We start from the raw sequence: 18,845 nt of genomic DNA on the forward strand, positions 1-18,845 counted from the left end.
CACCAGGAAGCCCCCGCAAGCGGGGGCTTTTTCGTTTTCCATCACGTTGCAGCGATCAGTAATTGATCTGCAACTGCAGCCGCAGCAGATCGCCTTCCACCACCGGGTACGGCGCGGTGGTGACGTCGGTGCGCTTCATCTTCGAATAGGCGAACACCAGTTCCAGCGCATCCATCGGCTGCCATTCGACACCGGCTTCCACTTCGTCCAGACGCATGCGCGGCGCATTGGTGTCGAACTTGGAGCCGCCGCGGTAGGTCTGCCATTTCAGGTAGGGCAGCAAGGTGCCGTAGTTGAAGTCGTGCTTGAACATCGCCTGCACATAACCGCCGCTCAGCGAGCGGGTGCGGATGCGGCGCTGCTCCACATCCAGTTCCGGGCCGCGTCCCACCGTCCACTCGGCCTGCAGACCGAACGGCTGCGGGTAATAAATGATGTGCGCGGCCACGCGCTGGTCGGTGTAGCCGTTGGGGTCGGTGATGGTCGGGGTGAAGCTGCGGCCGCCGATATTCACCGCTGCAGCCGTCGGCACGAAACGCCCGCTGTACGCATCGGCGCCCACTTCCAGGTACTGCCCGTTGGCGAACTTGAACGGGTAGGTGGCGTGCACCACCGCGTGCATGCCGTCGTTACGCTCGGCGCGGTTGGCGCCCTGGCCGTTGTACACGCCCACGCCCAGCACGCCGTAATCGCCCGACCCCTTCAGACCGGATTTGACCAGGTCCTGGAAGCGGCCCTTGGCCACGGTGGGGCTGTAATAGAACACCGCACCGATATCGCGTTCGTCGCGCAGGCCGGAGTTGAGCGCGTCGGCACGATCCAACGTGAGGCGGTTCTGGCTGGACTGCAGGTTTTCCCAGCCGTACGGCATCTTCGATTGGCCCACGCGCACGCGGTATTCGCGCTTCTTGTCGAAGTAGATGTCGGCATACGCATCGCGCAGCTGGGCGAAGTTGGAGGTGGTCGAACCGGTCGGCGTGCTGGCGAAATCCGGCTGGAAGTACAGCGACACGTGATCGTTGAGATCGCCGCTCAGCACCAGACGCGCACGCCGGATGCCCAGGCTCTGGTCTTTGCCGATGAAGCGGTCGCCGGGCGCACGCAGGTCCTGCGCATCGCCGCCGATGCCCTGGTTGTAGCGGATCTGGGTGTAGCCGCGCAGGCTGAGTTTGTCGTACCACTTCTTGCCGGCATCGCTGGCCTTGGCCGGTGCGGGCGCCGGGACCGGGGCCGGCGCGGCCTGGGCCACGGCGGTATCGGCCGGCGTGGTGGCGCCCGGCGCGGGCGGCAGCGGCTGTGCCGGCGCGGCGGGCATCGCCGAGGCCGGCAGCTTGCCGTTTTCGTCCACCTGCACGAATTTACCCAACTTGTCGCGGCCCGGTGCCGGCTCGGCGAAGATCTGCTTGGTCTTGCGGTCGACGTACAGCTCCAGCTCGGCGGCCAGCGTGCTGCCGCTGGCGGTCGCGCTTAGGGCGCACAGGACGGTGGCGAGATTGCGTTTTTTCATTGGTCCGGCTCGTGCAAGGGAAACGGGTCGGCGGCTGCGTCGTGCCGGCGCTGCCCGAAAGGCGCTGCGCGGCATGGAAGCGCCTGCCAGGGCGCCGGTCATCCTGACGTAGCGGCAAGGGCAGCAGTTATATTTAGATTTGATGTCAGTTTGGTGACACGGCAGGCCTGCCCACGGAGGCCCTTGTGTCACTGTCGTGTCGGAGCGATGGCAGTTCTGCGACCGGCGTGAGACGAGCCCAACTGCGCGCGGCGTTACCGGAGGTGGGCCGGGCAGGGGCGTGTACGAGTCCGCCAGAACGGCATACTGGCGACCACGCGCGGCCAGACGACGTCTTAGGCGGCTGTGCGGCCGATGGCTGCGCGATGCCGCGCACAGAACGCGCCGGGGCAGCTGGTGGGGACGAGGGAGGGTGCCTGCGCCGTCATCGCGCAGCGGCGAGCAGGGCCAGCAGAGAAGCGCGTCATCGGTACGGTGCTGCCGCTCCGCGCAATGCCACAATTGCAGCACGCCCGTTGTCCGGGCTGTGCATTGCCGGGAACCTTCAGGTAAGCAGTGCCGCTTCGGCACGATCACAGCAAGATGTCGCCGGGCAAGACGCGCACGGGAGTGCACTGGCTGCCCACCGAACCAGGGCAAGCCGTGAAGACCACTCAGCTCGCCGTGATCGCGAACGATCATGGCGACCACCATCGGCACGGAGCGAACCACCGCGTGCCGAGACCGTCGGCAACGCAGTGGCCGCCAGCGCGACTCAGCGCGCGGCGAGCGCCGCCGCCACTGCGTCGCGCAGCGGGGTGGTGGGGCGGCCGATCAGGCGGCTCAGGGTGTGGCTGTCGTCGAACAGGCTGCCGCCACGTGAGGACGCAGAGCACTGCGCCAGCACCTGGGCGAAGCCGGCCGGCACGCCGATCTGCACCAGCGCCGCCGCGTAATCGGCTTCCGGCAGGTCGTGGTAGGCCACCGGCTTGCCCGACTGCTGCGCCACTTCGGCGGCGTACTCGGCCATGCTGAAGGCGGTATCGCCCGCCAGCTCGTAAACCTGCCCGGCCTGCGGCGCCTCCGAGGCCAGCACCGCTGCCGCTGCCGCCGCATAGTCGGCACGCGTGGCGGCGCTGATCTTGCCCTCGCCGGAGCTGCCGATCACCGCGCCGTGCTCCACTTCGGCCGCAATCGAGCCGGTGTAGTTCTCGGTGTACCAGCCGTTGCGCAGCAGCACATGCGGCACGCCGCTCTCGCGCAGCAGGGCTTCGGTGGCCACGTGCTCATCGGCCAGCGACAGCGTGCTGGTTTCGGCATGCAACACGCTGGTATAGGCCAGCAATTCCACCCCGGCGCGCTTGGCCGCCTCGATCACGTTGCGATGCTGCGGCACGCGCTGGCCGACCGCGTTGGACGACACAAGCAACACCCGGCCGACGCCGGCAAAGGCCGCATCCAGGCTCTGCGGGTCTGCATAGCCGGCCCGACGCACCGCGATGTCGCGTTTTGCGAACTCGGCAAGTGACGCGGTATCGCGGGCCGTTGCTACGATGCGGTGTGCGGGCACGCGCTCAAGCAGCGCTTCGACAACCAGCGCACCCAGCTGCCCGCTGGCGCCGGTGACAAGAATCAGGGGGGATGCAGATGCCATGGCGCGCTCCTACAGGGTTGCATAAGAGATTTGGTCTATTATTTAGACCGTTTTGTCCGCCAGCATAGTGTCAGCGCCGCCCGGACCTCCGCAAGGAGGCAGTTTTCTTCCCCCTGGTTACTGAGAGATATCCCGTGAATGCGATTGCCTTGTTCCCGCCACCGCCCTCCCTGGAAGGTCCCTTCGATGCCACCAAGTGCCCCGTGCGCGATGTGCTCGACCAGATCGGCGACAAGTGGACCCTGCTGATCCTGCTGACGCTGATCCCCGGTCCGTCGCGCTTCAGCGCTATCCAGCGTGCCGTACCGGACATCTCCAAGCGGATGCTGACCCAGACCCTGCGCAACCTCGAGCGCAACGGCATGATCTCCCGCAAGGTCTACGCCACCAAGCCGCCCAGCGTGGAATACGCACTGTCCAAGCTCGGCGTCGCCTTGCTCGGCCCGGTCTCGCAACTGCTCAACTGGGCAGGCGACAACCACGCCGCCATCCGCGCCGCCCGCGAGCGCTTCGATCGCGCGCAACAGACGCTCGTGGCATTGGATCCCGAAGAAGCGATGGCGTAGGCGCAGCAGCGTGCGCGGCACTATGCGTCGATGCACTGATGTGATCCAGCGGCGCCTGGCATGCGCACTGCTGCACGCCTCAAATGCACACATGCGCTGGGCCGGTCGGTCGATCACCTATCGTCGATTGTCAGCGCAATAACCGGCACGGCTGCGTGTTGGTAAGACGGCCTGGCGATTGATGACATCGCGCGCGGCGTCCTTCTCGACATCTTGCAACGTTTTTGCTGCCGCGCACCTAGCCGTTTATCGACGCTCCGTTGAGAGCTCGAAGCGCGCATGTCGCTACAGGCGATCGACCCGGCGATGCCAATCCATGCGTCGCGCGAGGCGTGAAAGCCCACTCACAAATACTCGTGCTGGCTAAACACATCGCGGCGTGCGCATAGCGTCTGCGGCTCGTAAACCCTTGCTGTGCAACGCCGGTATCTCAAGCTATCGCTGCCATCGCAAATTTCAATCGCAAGCCGCCTCAAGCACAGTAGCCCGCATCCGATAAGGGCTCACCTTCCCTCGTGAACCCCGCGCCATGCCCTTGTTCGGCAGCATCTCTCCTGCATCGCGACGCACCCTGGGCGCCGCCCTGCTTGCGTTGTGGTGTGGCTGGATCGCGGTGGCGTGGACAACGCCACGCGCGCATGCAGGTGATCTGGCCAGCGCCTGGGCGCAGGTCCAGGCCCGCCTGCCAGCGGCCCAGCCGGCGCCGATGCTTATCGGCGTCGCAGGGGCCTGCGCCTGCGCGGATCTTGCAAGCGATCGCGCCTGGGTCATGCTCAGCAGCGCAGTGCGCGCTCGCGGCGGCCAGGTGCGCCTGCTCGACAACCCCGCACTACGCGGTAGCGGCTATTCGGTGTGGTTGCTCGGCGCTGACGGCCAACCGCGCTACGCCGGCCCGGCCGATGGCGGCGCCGTGTGTGGCACGGCCGGTGCGGCGGATTGGTCGCGCTGGCTTCCCAACGTACTGGCGCGCACCCCAAGTGGCGCGTTGGCCTTCCCTTGTCCATGTGCCGTGGAGTCGCTGTCATGATGGAACTGCCCGCATCGGCGCCGCCGAGCTCCAACTACGCCACGCGCCTGGCGATCAAGGCCGACCGTCTGTTTCTGTGGCTTGCCGTGCTGCAGAGCGCCGGCTCGCTGGCATTGGCATGGAACCAGGGCCAATGGACCACGTTCCTGGCAGTGACGCTGCCCAGCCTGGTGCTGATGGCCTGGCAAGTGCACGCCAACCCCGGCACGCGCCTGACCCGTATCACCAACGCGCTGGTGCTGATGGCCCTGGTCGCGGCCACCATCCAGCAGGCGCATGGCTTGGTGGAAATGCACTTCGGCGTTTTCGTGATCCTGGCGCTGCTGCTCTATTACCGCGACTGGCTGCCAGTGGTGGTCGCCGCCGGCGCCATCGCCGTGCATCACCTGGGGTTCTATTGGCTGCAATCGCGCGGCATGCCGGTGCAGGCGTTCACCGTGGGCAGCGGCTTCGGCATCGTGGTGGTGCACGCCGGCTATGTGATCGTGGAAACCGCCTTTGTCTGCGTCATGGCGGTCCAGTTGCGGCGCCAGGTCGATGCGCTCGATCACGAAGCCGAAGCGCTGGCCGAACTGGCCGACACGCTGGCAGCCGGCGCCACCTTGCCACCGGCGATCCTGCGGCAGACCTTCCGCAGCGGATCGCTGGCGCAGGCATTGGTGCGCATGAGCGTGCAGGTGGAAGAACGCATCGCACAGCAACAGCACCTGCTGCTGGAAAACCGACGCATCCGTCTGGCGCTGGATGCATCAGCCATGGCCGTGGCCATCGTCGACGGGCAGGGCACCGCCATCTACCGCAATCAATCGTTCCAGCAACTGAACACGCAGGTCGACAGCAACGCGCTGCACACCGCGCTCGCCGATGCCGTGCAGTTGCGGCATGACGCCGGCACCAGCAGAACGCGCGCGCTGGCTGCGTTGCAGCTGCAGGAAAACATCACCCCCGTCCGCGATCACGACGGCGCCTCGCTGGGCGTGGTGGTGGAGTGGCAAGACCGCACCCAGGAGCTGGCGTTGGAAGAACAGCTGGCCACCGTCATTGCACAGGCCACGCGTGGCGAGCTTGGTGCCCGTCTGCAGGGGCACGCCAAGGGCGGCACGCTCGGCCAGCTGGCCGATGGCGTCAATCAATTTCTCGCCATCACCGACGACAGCCTGCAGGACATGCGCCAGATGCTGGCCGCGATGTCGCGCGGCGATCTCTCGCAACGCATCGATCGCCAGTGCGATGGCGTGTTCGAACAGATGAAGCGCGATGCCAATGCCACCGCCGACGACCTCGCCCGCATCATTGCGCAGATCCGCAGCTCGAGCACCGCCATCAATCACGCCGCCGGCCATATTCTCACCCGCAACGATGCGCTGGAACGGCAAGTGCAGCGCCAGTCGGCCACCCTGGCCCGCACCGCCACCCAGATGCAGGCAGTGCTCGGCACCATGCAGCAACACACCGCACAGGCCGCGGATGCGGACAAACTCACCGCCGCCGCATCGGAGGCCGCACGCACTGGCGGCGACACCATGCATCAGGCGATGGGCACCATGCAGCAGATGGAGCAGGCCTCGCGGCGTATCCAGGACATCGTCTCGGTCATCGACGGCCTCGCCTTCCAGACCAACATCCTCGCCTTGAACGCCGCCGTCGAAGCCGCACGCGCTGGCCACGAAGGTCGCGGCTTTGCCGTTGTGGCCAGCGAAGTGCGCGCGCTGGCGCTACGCTCGTCCACCGCCGCCAGCCAGATCAAGACACTCATCGGCGAATCGGTCACGCATATGCAAGCCGGCGTGCAACAGGTCCGCCACGCAGGTGAAGGCATGCAGCACATCGTCAGCACCATCGGCCAGGTCAGCAGCACGCTCAGCAAGATCGCCGTCGCCTCGCAACAAGAGGCCGGCAGCATCGCGCAGGTGCATCACACCCTCGCCGGCGTGGACACCGACATGCGCGAGGGCGTCACCCGCATGCAGGACGCCAGCGCCGCCGCACGCGCCATGGGCGACCATGCCGCGCAGCTGGAAGATGCGGTGAGTGCGTTTGTGGCGGATGGGTGTAATGGCAGCGCTGATGCAGTACAGAGGCTGCGCGTTGCCTGATCGACGCTGGCGCATCTTTGGCGCGCGATAGTGCCAAGGTGATCTTGCCTGATCGCTTGAGCTGACGCCGAGCTTTCACTGCCGCTCGTGCAACCATCGCTTTCGGTCGGCCGCGTCGCAGAAGCGATCCAGCGGCCATGCCAGCGCCTACATCAAGCGACGCTGCGAGGCGGATGCGGCAGCGCAGACCTGGTGCTGACGTCTGCCGATTATTTGCGCAGCTCGCGCAGCTTGCCAGTGAACCAGGACTGGCTCGATACCGGCGCAGCGTTGCCGCAACGCACCTGATACGGCGTGCCCGACATGCTGCTCTTGGTGGCGGCAAGTTCGATGAATGACTCGGTGGATGTCACCAGCCCCTTCTTCTGCAGGTACTCGTACTTGCGCTGCAAATGTTCGCTGGCTTTCGGCGCCGCATACCACGACCCATTGCGCGAAAATTCGCAGTTGGAGTGCGCAAGGACTTTGAAAAGCTGACCAACCTCACGCGTCGTAGCCGGCGAAACACCTTGCGCCGATGCAGAGGCGCTCAGCAGGAGTGCAATCAGAAAAAATTTAGCGTTCATCAGCCGAATCTTAGCGCAACAGGCCACCATCTCAGCAAGTGCGCAGGCCGGTTGAAATGACAGTGGCCGATCTTCCTTTCAAGGCTCGGTCAACTGACGCTAAACAGGCTCAGGGTCGTAGCGCAACAGCGTCGAACCCTCAAAGTAGTTCCCGTAATACTCGCCCGCCCGCGAACCCGGATTCGCCTCAAAATCGATGTAAGGCTCGGAACAGTGCGGGCAGCGAAAGGGATTGAGGCAGGCGTAGCGAGACCCATCCGGTGCCAATGGCAGTGCGTCTTCCAGCGCAGCAAGCGCTTCGGCATCGGGCTCGGACAGCGCTGCAGGGCTACCCGGCAGATGGCTATCGACCGTGATGGTGTAGTTGCCAGACCCCGAGTAGAAGTATCCCGCGTTGCTAAAACCCGCGTGATAGGAGCGGATCAGGAACGAACGCTTGCAGTGGTCGCATTCACAAGAAAGCAGCACGTTGCCACCGGTGACTAATCCGCTGAAGTGCAGGCCCCTGGCAAAGAGCCCCTTGCCTGCAAGTGCGGAACTACTGACGCTGGCACCCGGCAGAAAGAACGGCTGAAACCTGATCCCGGATGCTTGGCCATTCGCAAACGCGTCTGGATCGAGCTGCTCGGTCTGCGAAATGACGCAGTCTGCCTGGCACCCAAGGTTGGGATGCACACGAACGGAAAAGTGGAACCACCCAGTTGCAGCACCAAGTTCATGCCGATGCACCTCTCCCGCCGAGTCGACAAATTCCAGGACGCTATTGGCCTTCAACCATGCGCAAGGCTTGATCTCGCACGGGACATCGCTCTGGCTAACGCGACACAACTCTTGCCCATCGGCTCGAACGATCAGTAACGGAGCGGCTTTCTTCTTGAAGATGGAGAGCATGCTTTCCTTGGCGGTAATGCGTGAGTGGCAGATTGGAGCGCTGAGCGATTGGATACATTTTAAGGCTTTAGCTTCGCTTGCGGCGAGTCAAGGACCATCCCCATGAAAAGAGCAAGCAGACGCCAAAGAGCGTAGACAAAAAAGTGGCGAGCCCGGCCCAGGACGTGCCGAACAGCCAAGGGCCAGAATGACACGCGACCGGGTCTCTTGAGATCGAGCCAGAAGTGGCGCAGGGCGAGAGAGTTCTGGTGTGATGCCACCAAGTGAGCGTGAAGGAAAGACCGAAGAAGACGAGTAGTACACCGAATAGCCGAAGAGCGCGATCTACAACGGATGTCGTTGATGATTTCGGATAGGTGCGCATTTGTAGAGCGGCGTAACGCCGAATTAAGCAAACTCGCGAAGCGGGTTCCGCTTGAATGAATTGTCAGGCAGTTGTGTCACTGGCGCTGACTTCCGCTGGGCTGGCCAATGAGAGACGCAATGCCATCTTCTCGGATTGTGCGCAGCCCCTCGTCTAGAGCAGCCTGATCTGTCGCGAACAGATCATCCCAGACGGTTGAGTTGTTGAACGAGTCAACAGCTTCAAGCGTCCAGTCGCTATCTGGCCCACGATAGATCTCGAAGCGAACCGTCTGCCCTTTTTCAGTGACCGACTGGCAAAGTGGTGACATTACAAGCTGGTATTCCTCTTCCATCATTACCTCGGTTTGCAATGTTGTTGTTTAGGCGAGGCCACTAGTCACTGCTCCCGGCGCAGCCAGAGTCCCCGGCATCGCAGCCAGAGAACCCAAGGTTTTGACCTTCCGATGCGCCACCATCGGATGATGGATAGAGCGGGTCGATTGTACTGGACGATGTGGGGCCAAGTGCCTGAGAAGAGGCAAACGCCGCACAAACGACCGCGCCAATGACTGGAACAAGCCAGATGAGGGCAAGTTGCATTACGCGTTGTGATGGCGAGAGTACCGAAACGCGAAGTACTGCAACCGATGCAACGATATTGCCAAGAGCAAGCACCGCACCCAATAGAAGCATCAACTCCATCGAAACCTCCAAGCCGCCTGGCTATCATTGGGCCGCCTGAGCGCGGTGTAACACGATCCTCGCCGAGGCGTTGACGGCCGTCAATCGTTGCAAGCCTGTGAATCGGACGGCCTTCCCCGCAGTGCGGCTGCCCATCGTCATGGGCTATGCCGCATCTTTGCAGGGACAACGCGTTACGTTCGACGACGTGCGGCGTAACGAGGCAAGCCATTGAGATTTCAAGATGCCGTCATGCGACAGCAATTTAGCCATCAGTAGGTTCAAACCAACCTAACCGCCATCTTCGGCGTGCAGATACGACCTGCCCGGCCTTTGCTCCACCCGCTGCTCAAGCATCTCGCGCACGGCATGGGCCGCATCGAAGATGGCTTGTCCCAACGTTGGCAGCGTCTGCGCCTCCAGGCACTCCGGTTTGCTCATGGCGATCACGTCGCCATGAGCGATGAGGCTGCGTAGCAGGCGGTCGAGCTGGTCGCGTTGGTCCAGCGTGAGATGCAAGACGACGGCGGGGTGGTCCATCGGTGTCCTCCTCTGCGCGGTGAGCGGGAGCGCGCACGGTGTACGACATGCGCGTTGAGCTCGATGCGAGCGCGCACGTGCGTACTACGCGTGCGCGGCACGCCAGCTCAGTCGGCGGGTGCCACACTAACGACCAGCTCGCCGTTGCGCAGGCGGATGTTGAGTTTGCTGCCGATGGCAAAGCCCAGTTGTTCCAGCCAGCGGCCACGCAGGCGTAGCGTGGGGATGCGTAGGTTGCTGGCGGGGTAGTAGCCGTAGCCGACGGTGCAGTGTTGCGGGGCACGCGGGTGGCCGGGGCGAGGGGGGCGGGCCTCGGTGCGGGGTTGGGGGATGGGGGTACGCTCGACATAGGGCCGCGGCTTGATCGAGGGGTCGAGCGAGTGCCAGCCGATCTCGCGGGGCGGCGGCTCCGTGCCGCGCTTGCGTGCTGATGTGGGACGGGACGTGGGTCGACGCATGGCAAAGCCCTCCTTGACGAACAGGCTCCGCCGCCGGATGGCGACGGGATGTCGGGAGGTTAGAAACCGCTAACAGTCGGCGGGCGTATTTCCCCAGAAGGGTGTTGTATTAGCCGCCCTCCCGACGCAGGCATCGCGTCGGTTGCACCCACAAGAATCTGCAGGCACAAAAAACCCACCGGTTTGACGGAGGTGGGTACCGCTGTTAGGGGAGTTTCTACGCTCCTTGCCGAGGAGACTGCTACGCGCTGCGTGACATGTCAACCGGTTGATGCTGGCGGTCTGGATAGCGTCGATAGAAGATCTGCGCGTTGGCGTTTCACCCGGCAAAGTCAGAGCTGGGCATTGGTCAAGAGCGGATTAGTCAATGCACATTCGCTACACTCACTGCGACTCAGGCCGTACCGCACCGGCAGGCCGTTCGCTCCCAACTTTAAACACGCAGGGCACCGAGGTGGCATGAACGTGTATTTCAAAATCAAGATTGTCGGATGTCTTTTCCTAGTCCTTTTGACGGGGTGCAACCCAATGAATGCTGCGTCTGAGAAGTACGAAAAAAACGGCGAGACCACGGCTGACGGAGACCCGGTCTATCGGAAAAATCAACATCCGACGGAAGCTTACAAGCTCACCATGACGATCGAGGATGCGCCGGGTCCGTTTGAGTGGATATCGGGCACCGCCTTTTATCAAATGACGAACCATGAGCAATGCACGCCGATAGAGCCTATTGCGGGTGTTTGGAATAAGTCAAAAGAAGATGGGATACCCATCAATTTTAAAAAAATAGATCCGACGACATACGTGGCGACTATCTATGCAGATGGCATGGTCGATGCGGATTATTACGGAAAGGGTGTGTGTAATTTTGAACTCAATGGTGTTGGTATCTCGCTAAAGGCGACCGGTAAAAAAGAGGAGACGCGTTTCCAGCCGGCGCTCTTTAAAGCGCAAATATACGATTCAGTGCCTGTTAAATTTTATTTTTGGAAAGGAGGCTATCCGCGAAGCCGGATGGATAACTATCCCGACACTGGCGAATATAGTGTGGATAAATATGCTGAGTCAAATCGCGGAAGTTTATTTCAGGTAACGCTAAAATCTGAGAAGGTGTCCAAATGAGCCTGACCGAACAGCAAAATGCCTTTCTCGCAAATGATGTGTATGCGCGACCTGGCGAGACTGGGTCCGACAGTAAGCCAGTCAATATGGGTGGCGTCTCTTTCAGGCGTCTGGAATACATGGATCGTCCGTCCGGCTATCAGGGCATCATCTACGAAGAAATAGAAACAGGCGAAATTATCGTCGCTCATCGCGGTACCGAGTTTGATCGTCAACCGAAGCAAGATGGTGCTTATGCTGACGGCGGCATGGTTGCAGCACGTTACAATCGTCAGATCGATGATGCGATCGAATTGACTCAGCATGCATTGAAGTACGCAGAACAAAAGCACCTCAAAACCGGCCAACCTGCTCCCGATGTCACCGTCACCGGTCATTCTCTGGGCGGCAACCTCGCCCAGGTCACTGCGCACCACTTCGGCCTCAAGGGAGAGACTTTTAACGCCTATGGTACGGTCAGCCTGGACCGGCGCATTCCGGAAGGTGGCAACGACGTGATCAATCACGTGATGGCAGGCGATGCCGTGAGTGCTGCAAGTAAGCACTATGGGCAGGTGAAGGTATACGCCGCGTCGCATGAGATCACTGCATTGGATAGGGCTGGTTACGCCAACGACAGCAGTCTTTTGGATGCACGCAATCCGATGGTCGCAACGGACTTGGGTGATTCGCATCGGATCCACAACTTCCTGCCGTTGGACGCCAACGGCAAACCGGACCGCTCGGTGTTGGAAGACCCTCAAACGCAGCTGCTGGCCCGGCAACATGCGCCGATGATCGACAAGTATCGCGGTGATGTTGAGACGTTGAGGATGGGCGTGACCTTCAATGCGAGGGTCATTCAAGGGATGAGCCTGGCGGATGGCATCGATCACTTGCGCGACCCGCTTCTCCCAGGTGCTGGACGCGCGGAAATGGCTGCGACCCGGTGGCAGGAGGTGCAACAGCGCATGCAAAGCGAGGATGCGCCAGCGTATGTGCCACCGGGCTGGAAGATGCCAATTGGTGAGTCGTTGGAGCGCTGCGTTGCGCCTGCCCCTGCGATGGTCTCAAACGACCCTCTGTATCGATCGATTCACAGCAAGCTACCAGAGGGCACCTCTGATGAGGTTGCAATGCACGCCACCGTCGAAGCCAAGCGCGCGGGCATCCTTCGTGACGATCAGCTGCAGAGCGTGACCCTACACCAAGGAAGCATTTTTATTCTTGGCCAGACGCCGGGCTTCAGGGCCAAGGTAGATCTGTCTGAGGCCGTGCCTCCACTGCAGGAAAGCGTCCGCCAGTCTCAGGCCTTGGATGCGCAGCGGTCGCAGCAGGATACGGTTGAGCAAGCACCTACACGATCGATGTAAGAGTCGAGTCGCGAAGTGGCTTCGGCTTGAATGAATTGTTATGCATCTAGGCAGAAACTGTGGAAGCGCTTGCCAAACGACGAGACCTGCACGATTTCTTGGAGCGAGTTATCCGCCCCGCCGCCAATGGCAAAGGAGCCTTGGGAGGCAGTGAGGAAACCTCTTGCCTTGAGCCGCCCAATGGCGCCAACCATTGCGTACTGCTCAGTGCCTGGCTTTTGTATGCTCCCGACCTGTACCTGACCAGAGCCATTAATGAAGGCAAGAAGTTCGCATTCTAGAAGGCTCATTTCATCTAGGGTAGTGAGAAAGTACTTGCGCTCATCGAAGTTTCCCGAGACTGGCTGGAGCAGAGTGTGCTTGAGGTAGTTCAAAAAGAACTGGCGCTTTTCAGCGGTGGGCTCCGCCTCAACCTTGTCGTGCAATGACTCCATGATCGCCTCAAGGGCAGGAGCGTCTTGCTTCTCGACGGGAGGAATGGCCCCCTTAACCTGTTTCAGCTCTTCTGCCAGCTCAGCATAAAACGACTCTATGCGCTTAAAACGCTTCTCCTGCTTTGTTCCGAAATAGAGCGTGCAGAGGGAGCCGCCGACATACGGAATCAGCTGCAACCCAGTCTGGATAGCGAGATCGCGCTTCTCTGCGCCTTTCAAACCATCATCTGCCATTGCACTCTCCTCTGAGGCGTAACGCTTGAATTAAGCCGCGCCGCGAAGCGGCATCGGCTTGAATTAATTTTTAGGTTCATTATGCGGTTTGCGAGGTAAAGCGACAACGTTGCCAGAAGACGAATGCTTAGTGCCCTTTATTGATGCTGGACGTAGAAGACCAGGCGCTACATTCCAACGCTGACCATCATCCGTAAGCACGGAGACCGATTTTTTGTTGTAGCGAACGATAACGCCATAAACCGGGCCTCGCATGTCCGGCTCAAACGTGACGCGTTCACCAATGCTGAAGCGGAGCATAGTTGCGTGAGCTCGCGCATGCTGCATGAAGCGAAGTCTCTCAACAATCCGATGATTGAGGTCGATGAGCTCGGCCTCGGTCAGTTTGTCGATGTCGATAGTCATGAGGTCTAACACCTGAGTTAAGCCGCGCCGCGAAGCAGTGCCGGATTGAATGAATTGTTAGGCACCAGCCGACTCTCTGAAAGGCAACGGCACCTTATGCTCACCGAGCACAGCTTTGTAGTGGTTGAGGTAATCCCAAAGCCTATTGCGCAGATCATTGAGCTCATCATAGTTGTCGGAATTGATCAGTTGCTTGGCGTTGGCACAAGCAGCGTCAGCTTGAAGACACATTGCATACAGGGAGTCACCCTGAACAAGGACTCCAGGAAAGCGACGATCAGGATGACGCATCACCGACGCGTTGGCTTGGTCGGAGAAAATTTCGACGATGGTTGAGCGCATGATCTGGTGCCTAACGCCTGAATTAAGCCGACCCGCGAAGAGGGTTCGGCTTGAATGAATTGTTAGCCAGACCCGTGAAGAACCAGGTCTCGCTCGTTGATCTCTTTCTTGGCGATTGAAACAGCATCACCACTAACCTGCTTAATCTCACTTGCAAGTTCATTGAGGTCTTTCAGGTTTGAACGAAACTCTTCTTCAGACGTGGAGTCTTGCAAGGCAAGAAACTGCTCTCGAAGTGAAGCTAGTGCCCGACTGATCATTAGCACGTCCAATGAAAGCTGCCACTCAGGGATGTCAAACACTGGCAATGCCATCAGTGCGTGATGCGTGTCGGCCATGAGTGGCGGCGTTATCTGGTCTATATCTTCCTGTTCATTCGATTCATAGGCTTTGCATACGTCAATGGCCAAGCGATGCGAGCGGGCCATAAGTGCCATGATCACTTCCAGTTTTTGCTTGTCCGCTTTTGCTTGCTTGTACTCTTCAAGTGTGCGGGCATGCACATTCTGCTGCTTGGCTATCCAAGCGGCCGCCACGATTGCGAGGATGCTGCCAATGGCCTGGATCCAGGCGGGTGCGGAATCTTTAGAAAGGTCGAATCTGTAGCCCTGCATATATGCAACGCATGTGACTGCCATGGCGACTAGCGCGATAGCGGCAAGCGGGAGCGCTTTGTTCTTCGTGCCGAGCATGGATGCCTAATAGGTCTGGCTAACGCCCGAAATATGCCGATTGGCGAGGCCAGTTCGGCTTGATTAAGTTGTTAGCCCTGTCGGTCAGGATCGTGCACCAAGCTATAGTCAATGTCCGTGACCAAAGTGATGCCATCGGGAACATGGGTGTCGCTGTGATTTTCGACGCCTACGGGATACTCCCAAATGCTCCAGGTTACCGTGTGCCCCGCAATATCAAAGTCTGCTGTATGGATAAGCTCAGGGCCCATGTCGCGCTCGCCGTCCCCCTGACAATCCCAGTCTAGATCAGAAGCAGAAACAGAAACGTTCTGACCTGTTGCATTGACCCTGAATGTTGCAACTCCGCTCGCTTCTATGTGCATATAAGTCTCCTTGTTGCTTGATGACAGGGCTAACGCCTGAATTAAGCCGCGCCGCGAAGCGGTGTCGGCTTGAATGAATTGTTAGGCCTCATTGTCGACTTTCCATTGCATCACGCACATCGCTGCCGATAACGTAAGAATTCTCTCATTCTTGATCTTGGCGTTTTTCTCGGGCGAACTGGTTTCAACAATGGATTCCATCACTTTCCTAGCTGTGACGACATGATCAGCCTGCGGCGTTAAGTGATCGGGAAGGCCCTTGGAATTGATCTCTTCATGCATCGTAAAGATCAGATTGCTCCTCAAGCTCTCACTCAACGGGAAATTTTCCGCAGCCCTAGAAACAAGTCGAGCTGCTTCTGAGCATTGCTGAACAACTAAGAATTCCGCTTGTGAAGTGTTCTTCGATTGTGCGTGACCGCTAAAGAGCGTGAGGATAAAGAGTGTGGTAAGTGAGGCTTTGCTTTCCATCAGGTGCTGTCCATATTCACGATAAAAGGTATGAGGCCTAACTACTATTGGACCGCCGAAATGCGGTGTTGTGGCGAGTATCTTCGATCGCGGACGCTTTGTGAATGGGGGAACTCTTAGCCCAAGTCACGGGATCGCACGATAGTAAGCGGCCGCGACAATGCGGATGCTTGCGGTGTTATCCAGCAAGGACGCAGGCGTATGAGACACCCCCAGACACGACGGCATAACATCACGTCCACCGGTCCGGTTGCTCGATCAGGTGAGCGACCGCCTGCGGGTACGGCATTACAGCCTGCGAACCGAGCAGGCCTATCTCAGTTGGATACGGTGCTTCATCCTCGCCAGCGGCAAGCGCGATCCGGCGCAGATGGGCAGGCGGAGGTCGAGGCGTTCCTGACGCGGCTGGCCACCGATGGGCAGGTGTCTGCGGGCACACAGAACCAGGCGTTGGCAGCGTTGTTGTTTCTCTACCGCGAGGTTTTGCGCATCGAGCTGCCGTGCATGGAAAACCTGGTGCGCGCTAAGCGGCCCATAAAGGAGCCGACGCTGCTGCAATCGCTGCAACAGCTCAGCCGTCCAACATCGCCTTGTCGCGCACCGCGCCTTTGTCCGCGCTGGTCGCCAGCAACGCATACGCCTTCAGCGCCGTGGTGACCTTGCGCGGGCGCACTTCCACCGGCTTCCAGTCCTTGGCATCTTGCTCTGCGCGGCGGCCGGCGAGTTCCTCGTCGGAGATCAACAGATTGATCGAGCGATTGGGGATATCGATCAAGATATTGTCGCCATCGCGTACCAGGCCGATCGCGCCGCCTGCGGCGGCTTCCGGCGAGGCGTGGCCGATCGACAGGCCCGAGGTGCCGCCGGAGAAGCGGCCGTCGGTGAGCAGGGCGCATTGCTTGCCCAGGCCCTTGGATTTGAGGTAGCTGGTGGGGTAGAGCATTTCCTGCATGCCGGGGCCGCCCTTGGGGCCTTCGTAGCGGATCACCACGATATCGCCGGCCTTCACTTCGTCGGCGAGAATGCCTTTGACCGCCGAATCCTGGCTCTCAAAGACGCGGGCGTTGCCTTCGAACACGTGGATGGATTCGTCCACGCCTGCGGTCTTCACCACGCAGCCGTCGCGGGCGATATTGCCGTACAGCACGGCCAGGCCGCCTTCCTGCGAGAACGCGTGCGCGACATCGCGAATGCAGCCTTCGCTGCGATCGGTGTCCAGGGTGTCCCAACGCGTGGCTTGGCTGAAGGCAATCTGGGTGGGGATGCCGGCCGGGCCGGCCTTGTAGAACGTGTGCACGGTTTCCGCATCGGTCTGGGTGACGTCCCACTGCGCGATGGCGTCGGCCAGCGTGCGTGCGTGCACCGTGGCCGCGTTGGTGTGCAGCAGGCCGCCACGTGCCAGTTCGCCAAGGATGGCCATGATGCCGCCGGCGCGATGCACGTCTTCGATGTGGTACTTCGGCGTGTTCGGCGCGACCTTGCACAGCTGCGGCACGCGCTTGGATAGGCGGTCGATATCCTGCATGCCGAACGGCACGTCGCCTTCCTGCGCGGCAGCGAGCAGATGCAGGATGGTGTTGGTCGAGCCACCCATCGCGATATCCAGCGTCATCGCATTTTCGAATGCTTCGAAGGTGGCGATACCGCGCGGCAGGGCAGTAGGGTCTTCGCCGCCGTACCAGCGGTGACACAGCTCCACCGCCACGCGCCCGGCGCGCAGGAACAACTGCTCGCGGTCGGCGTGCGTGGCCACCACGGTGCCGTTGCCGGGCAACGACAGGCCCAGCGCTTCGGTCAGGCAGTTCATCGAGTTGGCGGTGAACATGCCCGAGCAGGAGCCGCAGGTGGGGCAGGCGCTGCGTTCGAACTCGGCCACCTTTTCATCGGAGGCGCTGTCGTCGGCGGCAATGACCATTGCGTCGATCAAATCGAGTTTATGTTCGGACAACTTGGTCTTGCCGGCTTCCATCGGGCCGCCGGAGACGAACACGGTGGGGATATTGAGCCGCAGCGCGGCCATCAACATGCCGGGGGTGATCTTGTCGCAGTTGGAAATGCACACCAGCGCGTCGGCGCAATGCGCGTTGACCATGTATTCCACCGAGTCGGCGATGATCTCGCGGCTGGGCAGCGAATACAGCATGCCGTCGTGGCCCATCGCGATGCCGTCGTCCACGGCGATGGTGTCGAACTCCTTGGCCACGCCGCCGACGCGTTCGATCTCGCGCGCGACCAGCTGGCCCAGATCCTTCAGGTGCACATGCCCGGGCACGAACTGCGTGAACGAATTGGCGATGGCGATGATGGGCTTGTGGAAGTCGCCATCCTTCATGCCGGTGGCGCGCCACAGTGCGCGCGCGCCGGCCATGTTGCGGCCGTGGGTGGAGGTCTTGGAACGGTACTCGGGCATGGCGAATTCGACGGCTGATTAGCGAGCGGTGGCTGGCAATTAGAGCGCGTCGCGACTGTTGCTGCTGCAACCGTCGCAGGCGCGTTCCGGTGATCTGGCACGTTAGCACGCAGCGCTGTGCGCGGCTGCGGCGAGGTCGGGTGTCCCAAGGCCGACCATTGCATGCCGCCACTGCAAACCGTTGGATTTCATGCGGATGCGCGCTTGCCCGGTGTTGGCCCCGGCATTGACGTCTCGGCGGGATGGTCTGCCGCAGGGCTGAAAACTTCCCGAGTATGCGCTGCCGCAACGCGCATCAACCTGAGCAGCGTGCTCACTGCCCTTGCAATCAGACCGCTGGCCGAGACGATGCACGTCGCGCCTTGCGCGCGCGGCGCGACACTGCCAGGAACACGCGCGACGGCGCCGCTACACTAGGCCGATGTCTTCGCAACTTTCGTGCCGCCTGGGCTGCGCTGCCTGCTGCATCGCGCGGTCGATCAGTTCGCCCATTCCCGGCATGCCCGACGGCAAGCCGGCCGGGGTGGCGTGCGTGCAACTGGATGCGCAGCTGGGCTGCCGGTTGTTCGGTTCGCCACTGCGTCCGGCGGTGTGCGGCAACCTGCGGCCGTCGCTGGAGATGTGCGGAACATCGCGCGCGCAGGCCTTGTCGATGCTTACGGCACTGGAGCGCGCAACTCAGCCGTAAGCGGCGGCGCGCATCGTGGC

Annotated in this window: 20 protein-coding genes and 1 pseudogene; 7 read left to right on the top strand and 14 right to left on the bottom strand. The window is 61.1% G+C overall.

Going from position 1 to position 18,845, the window contains the following annotated elements:
• Positions 1 to 55 precede the first annotated feature (55 nt).
• Positions 56 to 1,507 carry an OprO/OprP family phosphate-selective porin gene (locus tag M3O59_RS01625; RefSeq protein ID WP_249046851.1) on the bottom strand — a complete coding sequence of 484 codons (1,452 nt, stop codon included), beginning with the start codon at positions 1,505 to 1,507 and terminating at the stop codon, positions 56 to 58.
• Between the two features lie 754 nt (positions 1,508 to 2,261).
• The gene (locus M3O59_RS01630) at positions 2,262 to 3,140 is read right to left on the bottom strand and encodes an SDR family oxidoreductase (RefSeq protein WP_064634006.1); all 879 of its coding nucleotides are present in this window, start codon (positions 3,138 to 3,140) and stop codon (positions 2,262 to 2,264) included.
• 134 nt (positions 3,141 to 3,274) lie between these two features.
• Between M3O59_RS01630 and M3O59_RS01635 the strand changes: the two genes are divergently transcribed.
• The 3 genes from M3O59_RS01635 (at position 3,275) to M3O59_RS01645 (ending at position 6,829) form a co-directional block, all read left to right on the top strand.
• A complete protein-coding gene (locus M3O59_RS01635) occupies positions 3,275 to 3,706 on the top strand; it encodes a winged helix-turn-helix transcriptional regulator (RefSeq protein WP_064634004.1) in 432 nt (143 codons plus the stop codon).
• A gap of 529 nt (positions 3,707 to 4,235) precedes the next feature.
• Positions 4,236 to 4,733: a hypothetical protein gene (locus tag M3O59_RS01640; RefSeq protein ID WP_116905094.1), complete on the top strand. Its 498-nt coding sequence runs from the start codon at positions 4,236 to 4,238 to the stop codon at positions 4,731 to 4,733.
• A complete protein-coding gene (locus M3O59_RS01645; protein ID WP_249046850.1) occupies positions 4,730 to 6,829 on the top strand; it encodes a methyl-accepting chemotaxis protein in 2,100 nt (699 codons plus the stop codon). The genes M3O59_RS01640 and M3O59_RS01645 overlap by 4 nt, the downstream gene beginning before the upstream one ends.
• A gap of 209 nt (positions 6,830 to 7,038) precedes the next feature.
• Here M3O59_RS01645 and M3O59_RS01650 read toward each other — a convergent pair whose 3' ends face one another.
• From M3O59_RS01650 to M3O59_RS01670, 5 genes are all read right to left on the bottom strand, one after another.
• Positions 7,039 to 7,425: a YfeK family protein gene (locus M3O59_RS01650; protein WP_249045551.1), complete on the bottom strand. Its 387-nt coding sequence runs from the start codon at positions 7,423 to 7,425 to the stop codon at positions 7,039 to 7,041.
• Positions 7,426 to 7,494: 69 nt separating this feature from the next.
• On the bottom strand, positions 7,495 to 8,286 hold the full coding sequence (locus M3O59_RS01655) for a hypothetical protein (protein WP_116905092.1): 792 nt from the start codon (positions 8,284 to 8,286) through the stop codon (positions 7,495 to 7,497).
• 440 nt (positions 8,287 to 8,726) lie between these two features.
• Positions 8,727 to 8,984 (bottom strand): hypothetical protein, encoded by a 258-nt coding sequence (locus M3O59_RS01660; RefSeq protein WP_116905172.1) that lies wholly within the window; start codon positions 8,982 to 8,984, stop codon positions 8,727 to 8,729.
• Positions 8,985 to 9,603: 619 nt separating this feature from the next.
• Positions 9,604 to 9,852: a hypothetical protein gene (locus tag M3O59_RS01665; RefSeq protein WP_116905091.1), complete on the bottom strand. Its 249-nt coding sequence runs from the start codon at positions 9,850 to 9,852 to the stop codon at positions 9,604 to 9,606.
• Between the two features lie 107 nt (positions 9,853 to 9,959).
• Entirely contained in the window at positions 9,960 to 10,310 is a 351-nt protein-coding gene (locus M3O59_RS01670; protein ID WP_249046849.1) for a SymE family type I addiction module toxin, read from the bottom strand.
• 459 nt (positions 10,311 to 10,769) lie between these two features.
• Here M3O59_RS01670 and M3O59_RS01675 point away from each other — a divergent pair, with 459 nt between their 5' ends.
• The gene (locus tag M3O59_RS01675) at positions 10,770 to 11,432 is read left to right on the top strand and encodes a hypothetical protein (protein ID WP_116905826.1); all 663 of its coding nucleotides are present in this window, start codon (positions 10,770 to 10,772) and stop codon (positions 11,430 to 11,432) included.
• Positions 11,429 to 12,784, top strand: coding sequence for a DUF6792 domain-containing protein (locus tag M3O59_RS01680; RefSeq protein ID WP_116905827.1), 1,356 nt, complete (start codon positions 11,429 to 11,431; stop codon positions 12,782 to 12,784). Before M3O59_RS01675 ends, M3O59_RS01680 begins: the two co-directional genes overlap by 4 nt.
• Before the next feature lie 38 nt (positions 12,785 to 12,822).
• Here the strand turns inward: M3O59_RS01680 and M3O59_RS01685 are convergent, their stop codons facing one another.
• The 6 genes from M3O59_RS01685 to M3O59_RS01710 form a co-directional block, all read right to left on the bottom strand.
• Positions 12,823 to 13,452 carry a hypothetical protein gene (locus M3O59_RS01685; protein WP_064632849.1) on the bottom strand — a complete coding sequence of 210 codons (630 nt, stop codon included), beginning with the start codon at positions 13,450 to 13,452 and terminating at the stop codon, positions 12,823 to 12,825.
• A 63-nt stretch (positions 13,453 to 13,515) separates the two neighbouring features.
• A complete protein-coding gene (locus M3O59_RS01690) occupies positions 13,516 to 13,857 on the bottom strand; it encodes a hypothetical protein (RefSeq protein WP_082925784.1) in 342 nt (113 codons plus the stop codon).
• A 57-nt stretch (positions 13,858 to 13,914) separates the two neighbouring features.
• Positions 13,915 to 14,199 carry a DUF6959 family protein gene (locus tag M3O59_RS01695; RefSeq protein WP_147308491.1) on the bottom strand — a complete coding sequence of 95 codons (285 nt, stop codon included), beginning with the start codon at positions 14,197 to 14,199 and terminating at the stop codon, positions 13,915 to 13,917.
• 62 nt (positions 14,200 to 14,261) lie between these two features.
• A complete protein-coding gene (locus M3O59_RS01700) occupies positions 14,262 to 14,891 on the bottom strand; it encodes a hypothetical protein (RefSeq protein WP_064632854.1) in 630 nt (209 codons plus the stop codon).
• 71 nt (positions 14,892 to 14,962) lie between these two features.
• Positions 14,963 to 15,256 carry a hypothetical protein gene (locus M3O59_RS01705; RefSeq protein WP_147308492.1) on the bottom strand — a complete coding sequence of 98 codons (294 nt, stop codon included), beginning with the start codon at positions 15,254 to 15,256 and terminating at the stop codon, positions 14,963 to 14,965.
• An 81-nt stretch (positions 15,257 to 15,337) separates the two neighbouring features.
• Positions 15,338 to 15,727 (bottom strand): hypothetical protein, encoded by a 390-nt coding sequence (locus tag M3O59_RS01710; RefSeq protein ID WP_147308493.1) that lies wholly within the window; start codon positions 15,725 to 15,727, stop codon positions 15,338 to 15,340.
• A 226-nt stretch (positions 15,728 to 15,953) separates the two neighbouring features.
• On the opposite strand from M3O59_RS01710, the pseudogene M3O59_RS01715 reads away from it, so the two are divergent.
• Positions 15,954 to 16,306: pseudogene (locus tag M3O59_RS01715) on the top strand (phage integrase N-terminal SAM-like domain-containing protein); the annotation flags it as partial.
• On the opposite strand, the gene ilvD reads toward M3O59_RS01715, so the two are convergent.
• Positions 16,299 to 18,137, bottom strand: a complete 1,839-nt coding sequence (gene ilvD, locus M3O59_RS01720) for a dihydroxy-acid dehydratase (RefSeq protein WP_116905828.1) — start codon at positions 18,135 to 18,137, stop codon at positions 16,299 to 16,301. The pseudogene M3O59_RS01715 and the gene ilvD overlap by 8 nt on opposite strands.
• 421 nt (positions 18,138 to 18,558) lie before the next feature.
• Between ilvD and M3O59_RS01725 the strand changes: the two genes are divergently transcribed.
• Positions 18,559 to 18,825: a YkgJ family cysteine cluster protein gene (locus M3O59_RS01725; RefSeq protein WP_116905829.1), complete on the top strand. Its 267-nt coding sequence runs from the start codon at positions 18,559 to 18,561 to the stop codon at positions 18,823 to 18,825.
• Positions 18,826 to 18,845 lie beyond the last annotated feature (20 nt).

It is taken from the genome of Xanthomonas nasturtii, from assembly GCF_023337365.3.
Lineage (GTDB): Bacteria > Pseudomonadota > Gammaproteobacteria > Xanthomonadales > Xanthomonadaceae > Xanthomonas > Xanthomonas nasturtii.

Bases quoted from the DNA above. Each gene is read 5' to 3' on its own strand.
- M3O59_RS01625 (WP_249046851.1), bottom strand. From the start codon at position 1,507: ATGAAAAAACGCAATCTCGCCACCGTCCTGTGCGCCCTAAGCGCGACC.
- M3O59_RS01630 (WP_064634006.1), bottom strand. From the start codon at position 3,140: ATGGCATCTGCATCCCCCCTGATTCTTGTCACCGGCGCCAGCGGGCAG.
- M3O59_RS01640 (WP_116905094.1), top strand. From the start codon at position 4,236: ATGCCCTTGTTCGGCAGCATCTCTCCTGCATCGCGACGCACCCTGGGC.
- M3O59_RS01645 (WP_249046850.1), top strand. From the start codon at position 4,730: ATGATGGAACTGCCCGCATCGGCGCCGCCGAGCTCCAACTACGCCACG.
- M3O59_RS01650 (WP_249045551.1), bottom strand. From the start codon at position 7,425: ATGGTGGCCTGTTGCGCTAAGATTCGGCTGATGAACGCTAAATTTTTT.
- M3O59_RS01655 (WP_116905092.1), bottom strand. From the start codon at position 8,286: ATGCTCTCCATCTTCAAGAAGAAAGCCGCTCCGTTACTGATCGTTCGA.
- M3O59_RS01660 (WP_116905172.1), bottom strand. From the start codon at position 8,984: ATGGAAGAGGAATACCAGCTTGTAATGTCACCACTTTGCCAGTCGGTC.
- M3O59_RS01665 (WP_116905091.1), bottom strand. From the start codon at position 9,852: ATGGACCACCCCGCCGTCGTCTTGCATCTCACGCTGGACCAACGCGAC.
- M3O59_RS01670 (WP_249046849.1), bottom strand. From the start codon at position 10,310: ATGCGTCGACCCACGTCCCGTCCCACATCAGCACGCAAGCGCGGCACG.
- M3O59_RS01675 (WP_116905826.1), top strand. From the start codon at position 10,770: ATGAACGTGTATTTCAAAATCAAGATTGTCGGATGTCTTTTCCTAGTC.
- M3O59_RS01680 (WP_116905827.1), top strand. From the start codon at position 11,429: ATGAGCCTGACCGAACAGCAAAATGCCTTTCTCGCAAATGATGTGTAT.
- M3O59_RS01685 (WP_064632849.1), bottom strand. From the start codon at position 13,452: ATGGCAGATGATGGTTTGAAAGGCGCAGAGAAGCGCGATCTCGCTATC.
- M3O59_RS01690 (WP_082925784.1), bottom strand. From the start codon at position 13,857: ATGACTATCGACATCGACAAACTGACCGAGGCCGAGCTCATCGACCTC.
- M3O59_RS01695 (WP_147308491.1), bottom strand. From the start codon at position 14,199: ATGCGCTCAACCATCGTCGAAATTTTCTCCGACCAAGCCAACGCGTCG.
- M3O59_RS01700 (WP_064632854.1), bottom strand. From the start codon at position 14,891: ATGCTCGGCACGAAGAACAAAGCGCTCCCGCTTGCCGCTATCGCGCTA.
- M3O59_RS01705 (WP_147308492.1), bottom strand. From the start codon at position 15,256: ATGCACATAGAAGCGAGCGGAGTTGCAACATTCAGGGTCAATGCAACA.
- M3O59_RS01710 (WP_147308493.1), bottom strand. From the start codon at position 15,727: ATGGAAAGCAAAGCCTCACTTACCACACTCTTTATCCTCACGCTCTTT.
- ilvD (WP_116905828.1), bottom strand. From the start codon at position 18,137: ATGCCCGAGTACCGTTCCAAGACCTCCACCCACGGCCGCAACATGGCC.
- M3O59_RS01725 (WP_116905829.1), top strand. From the start codon at position 18,559: ATGTCTTCGCAACTTTCGTGCCGCCTGGGCTGCGCTGCCTGCTGCATC.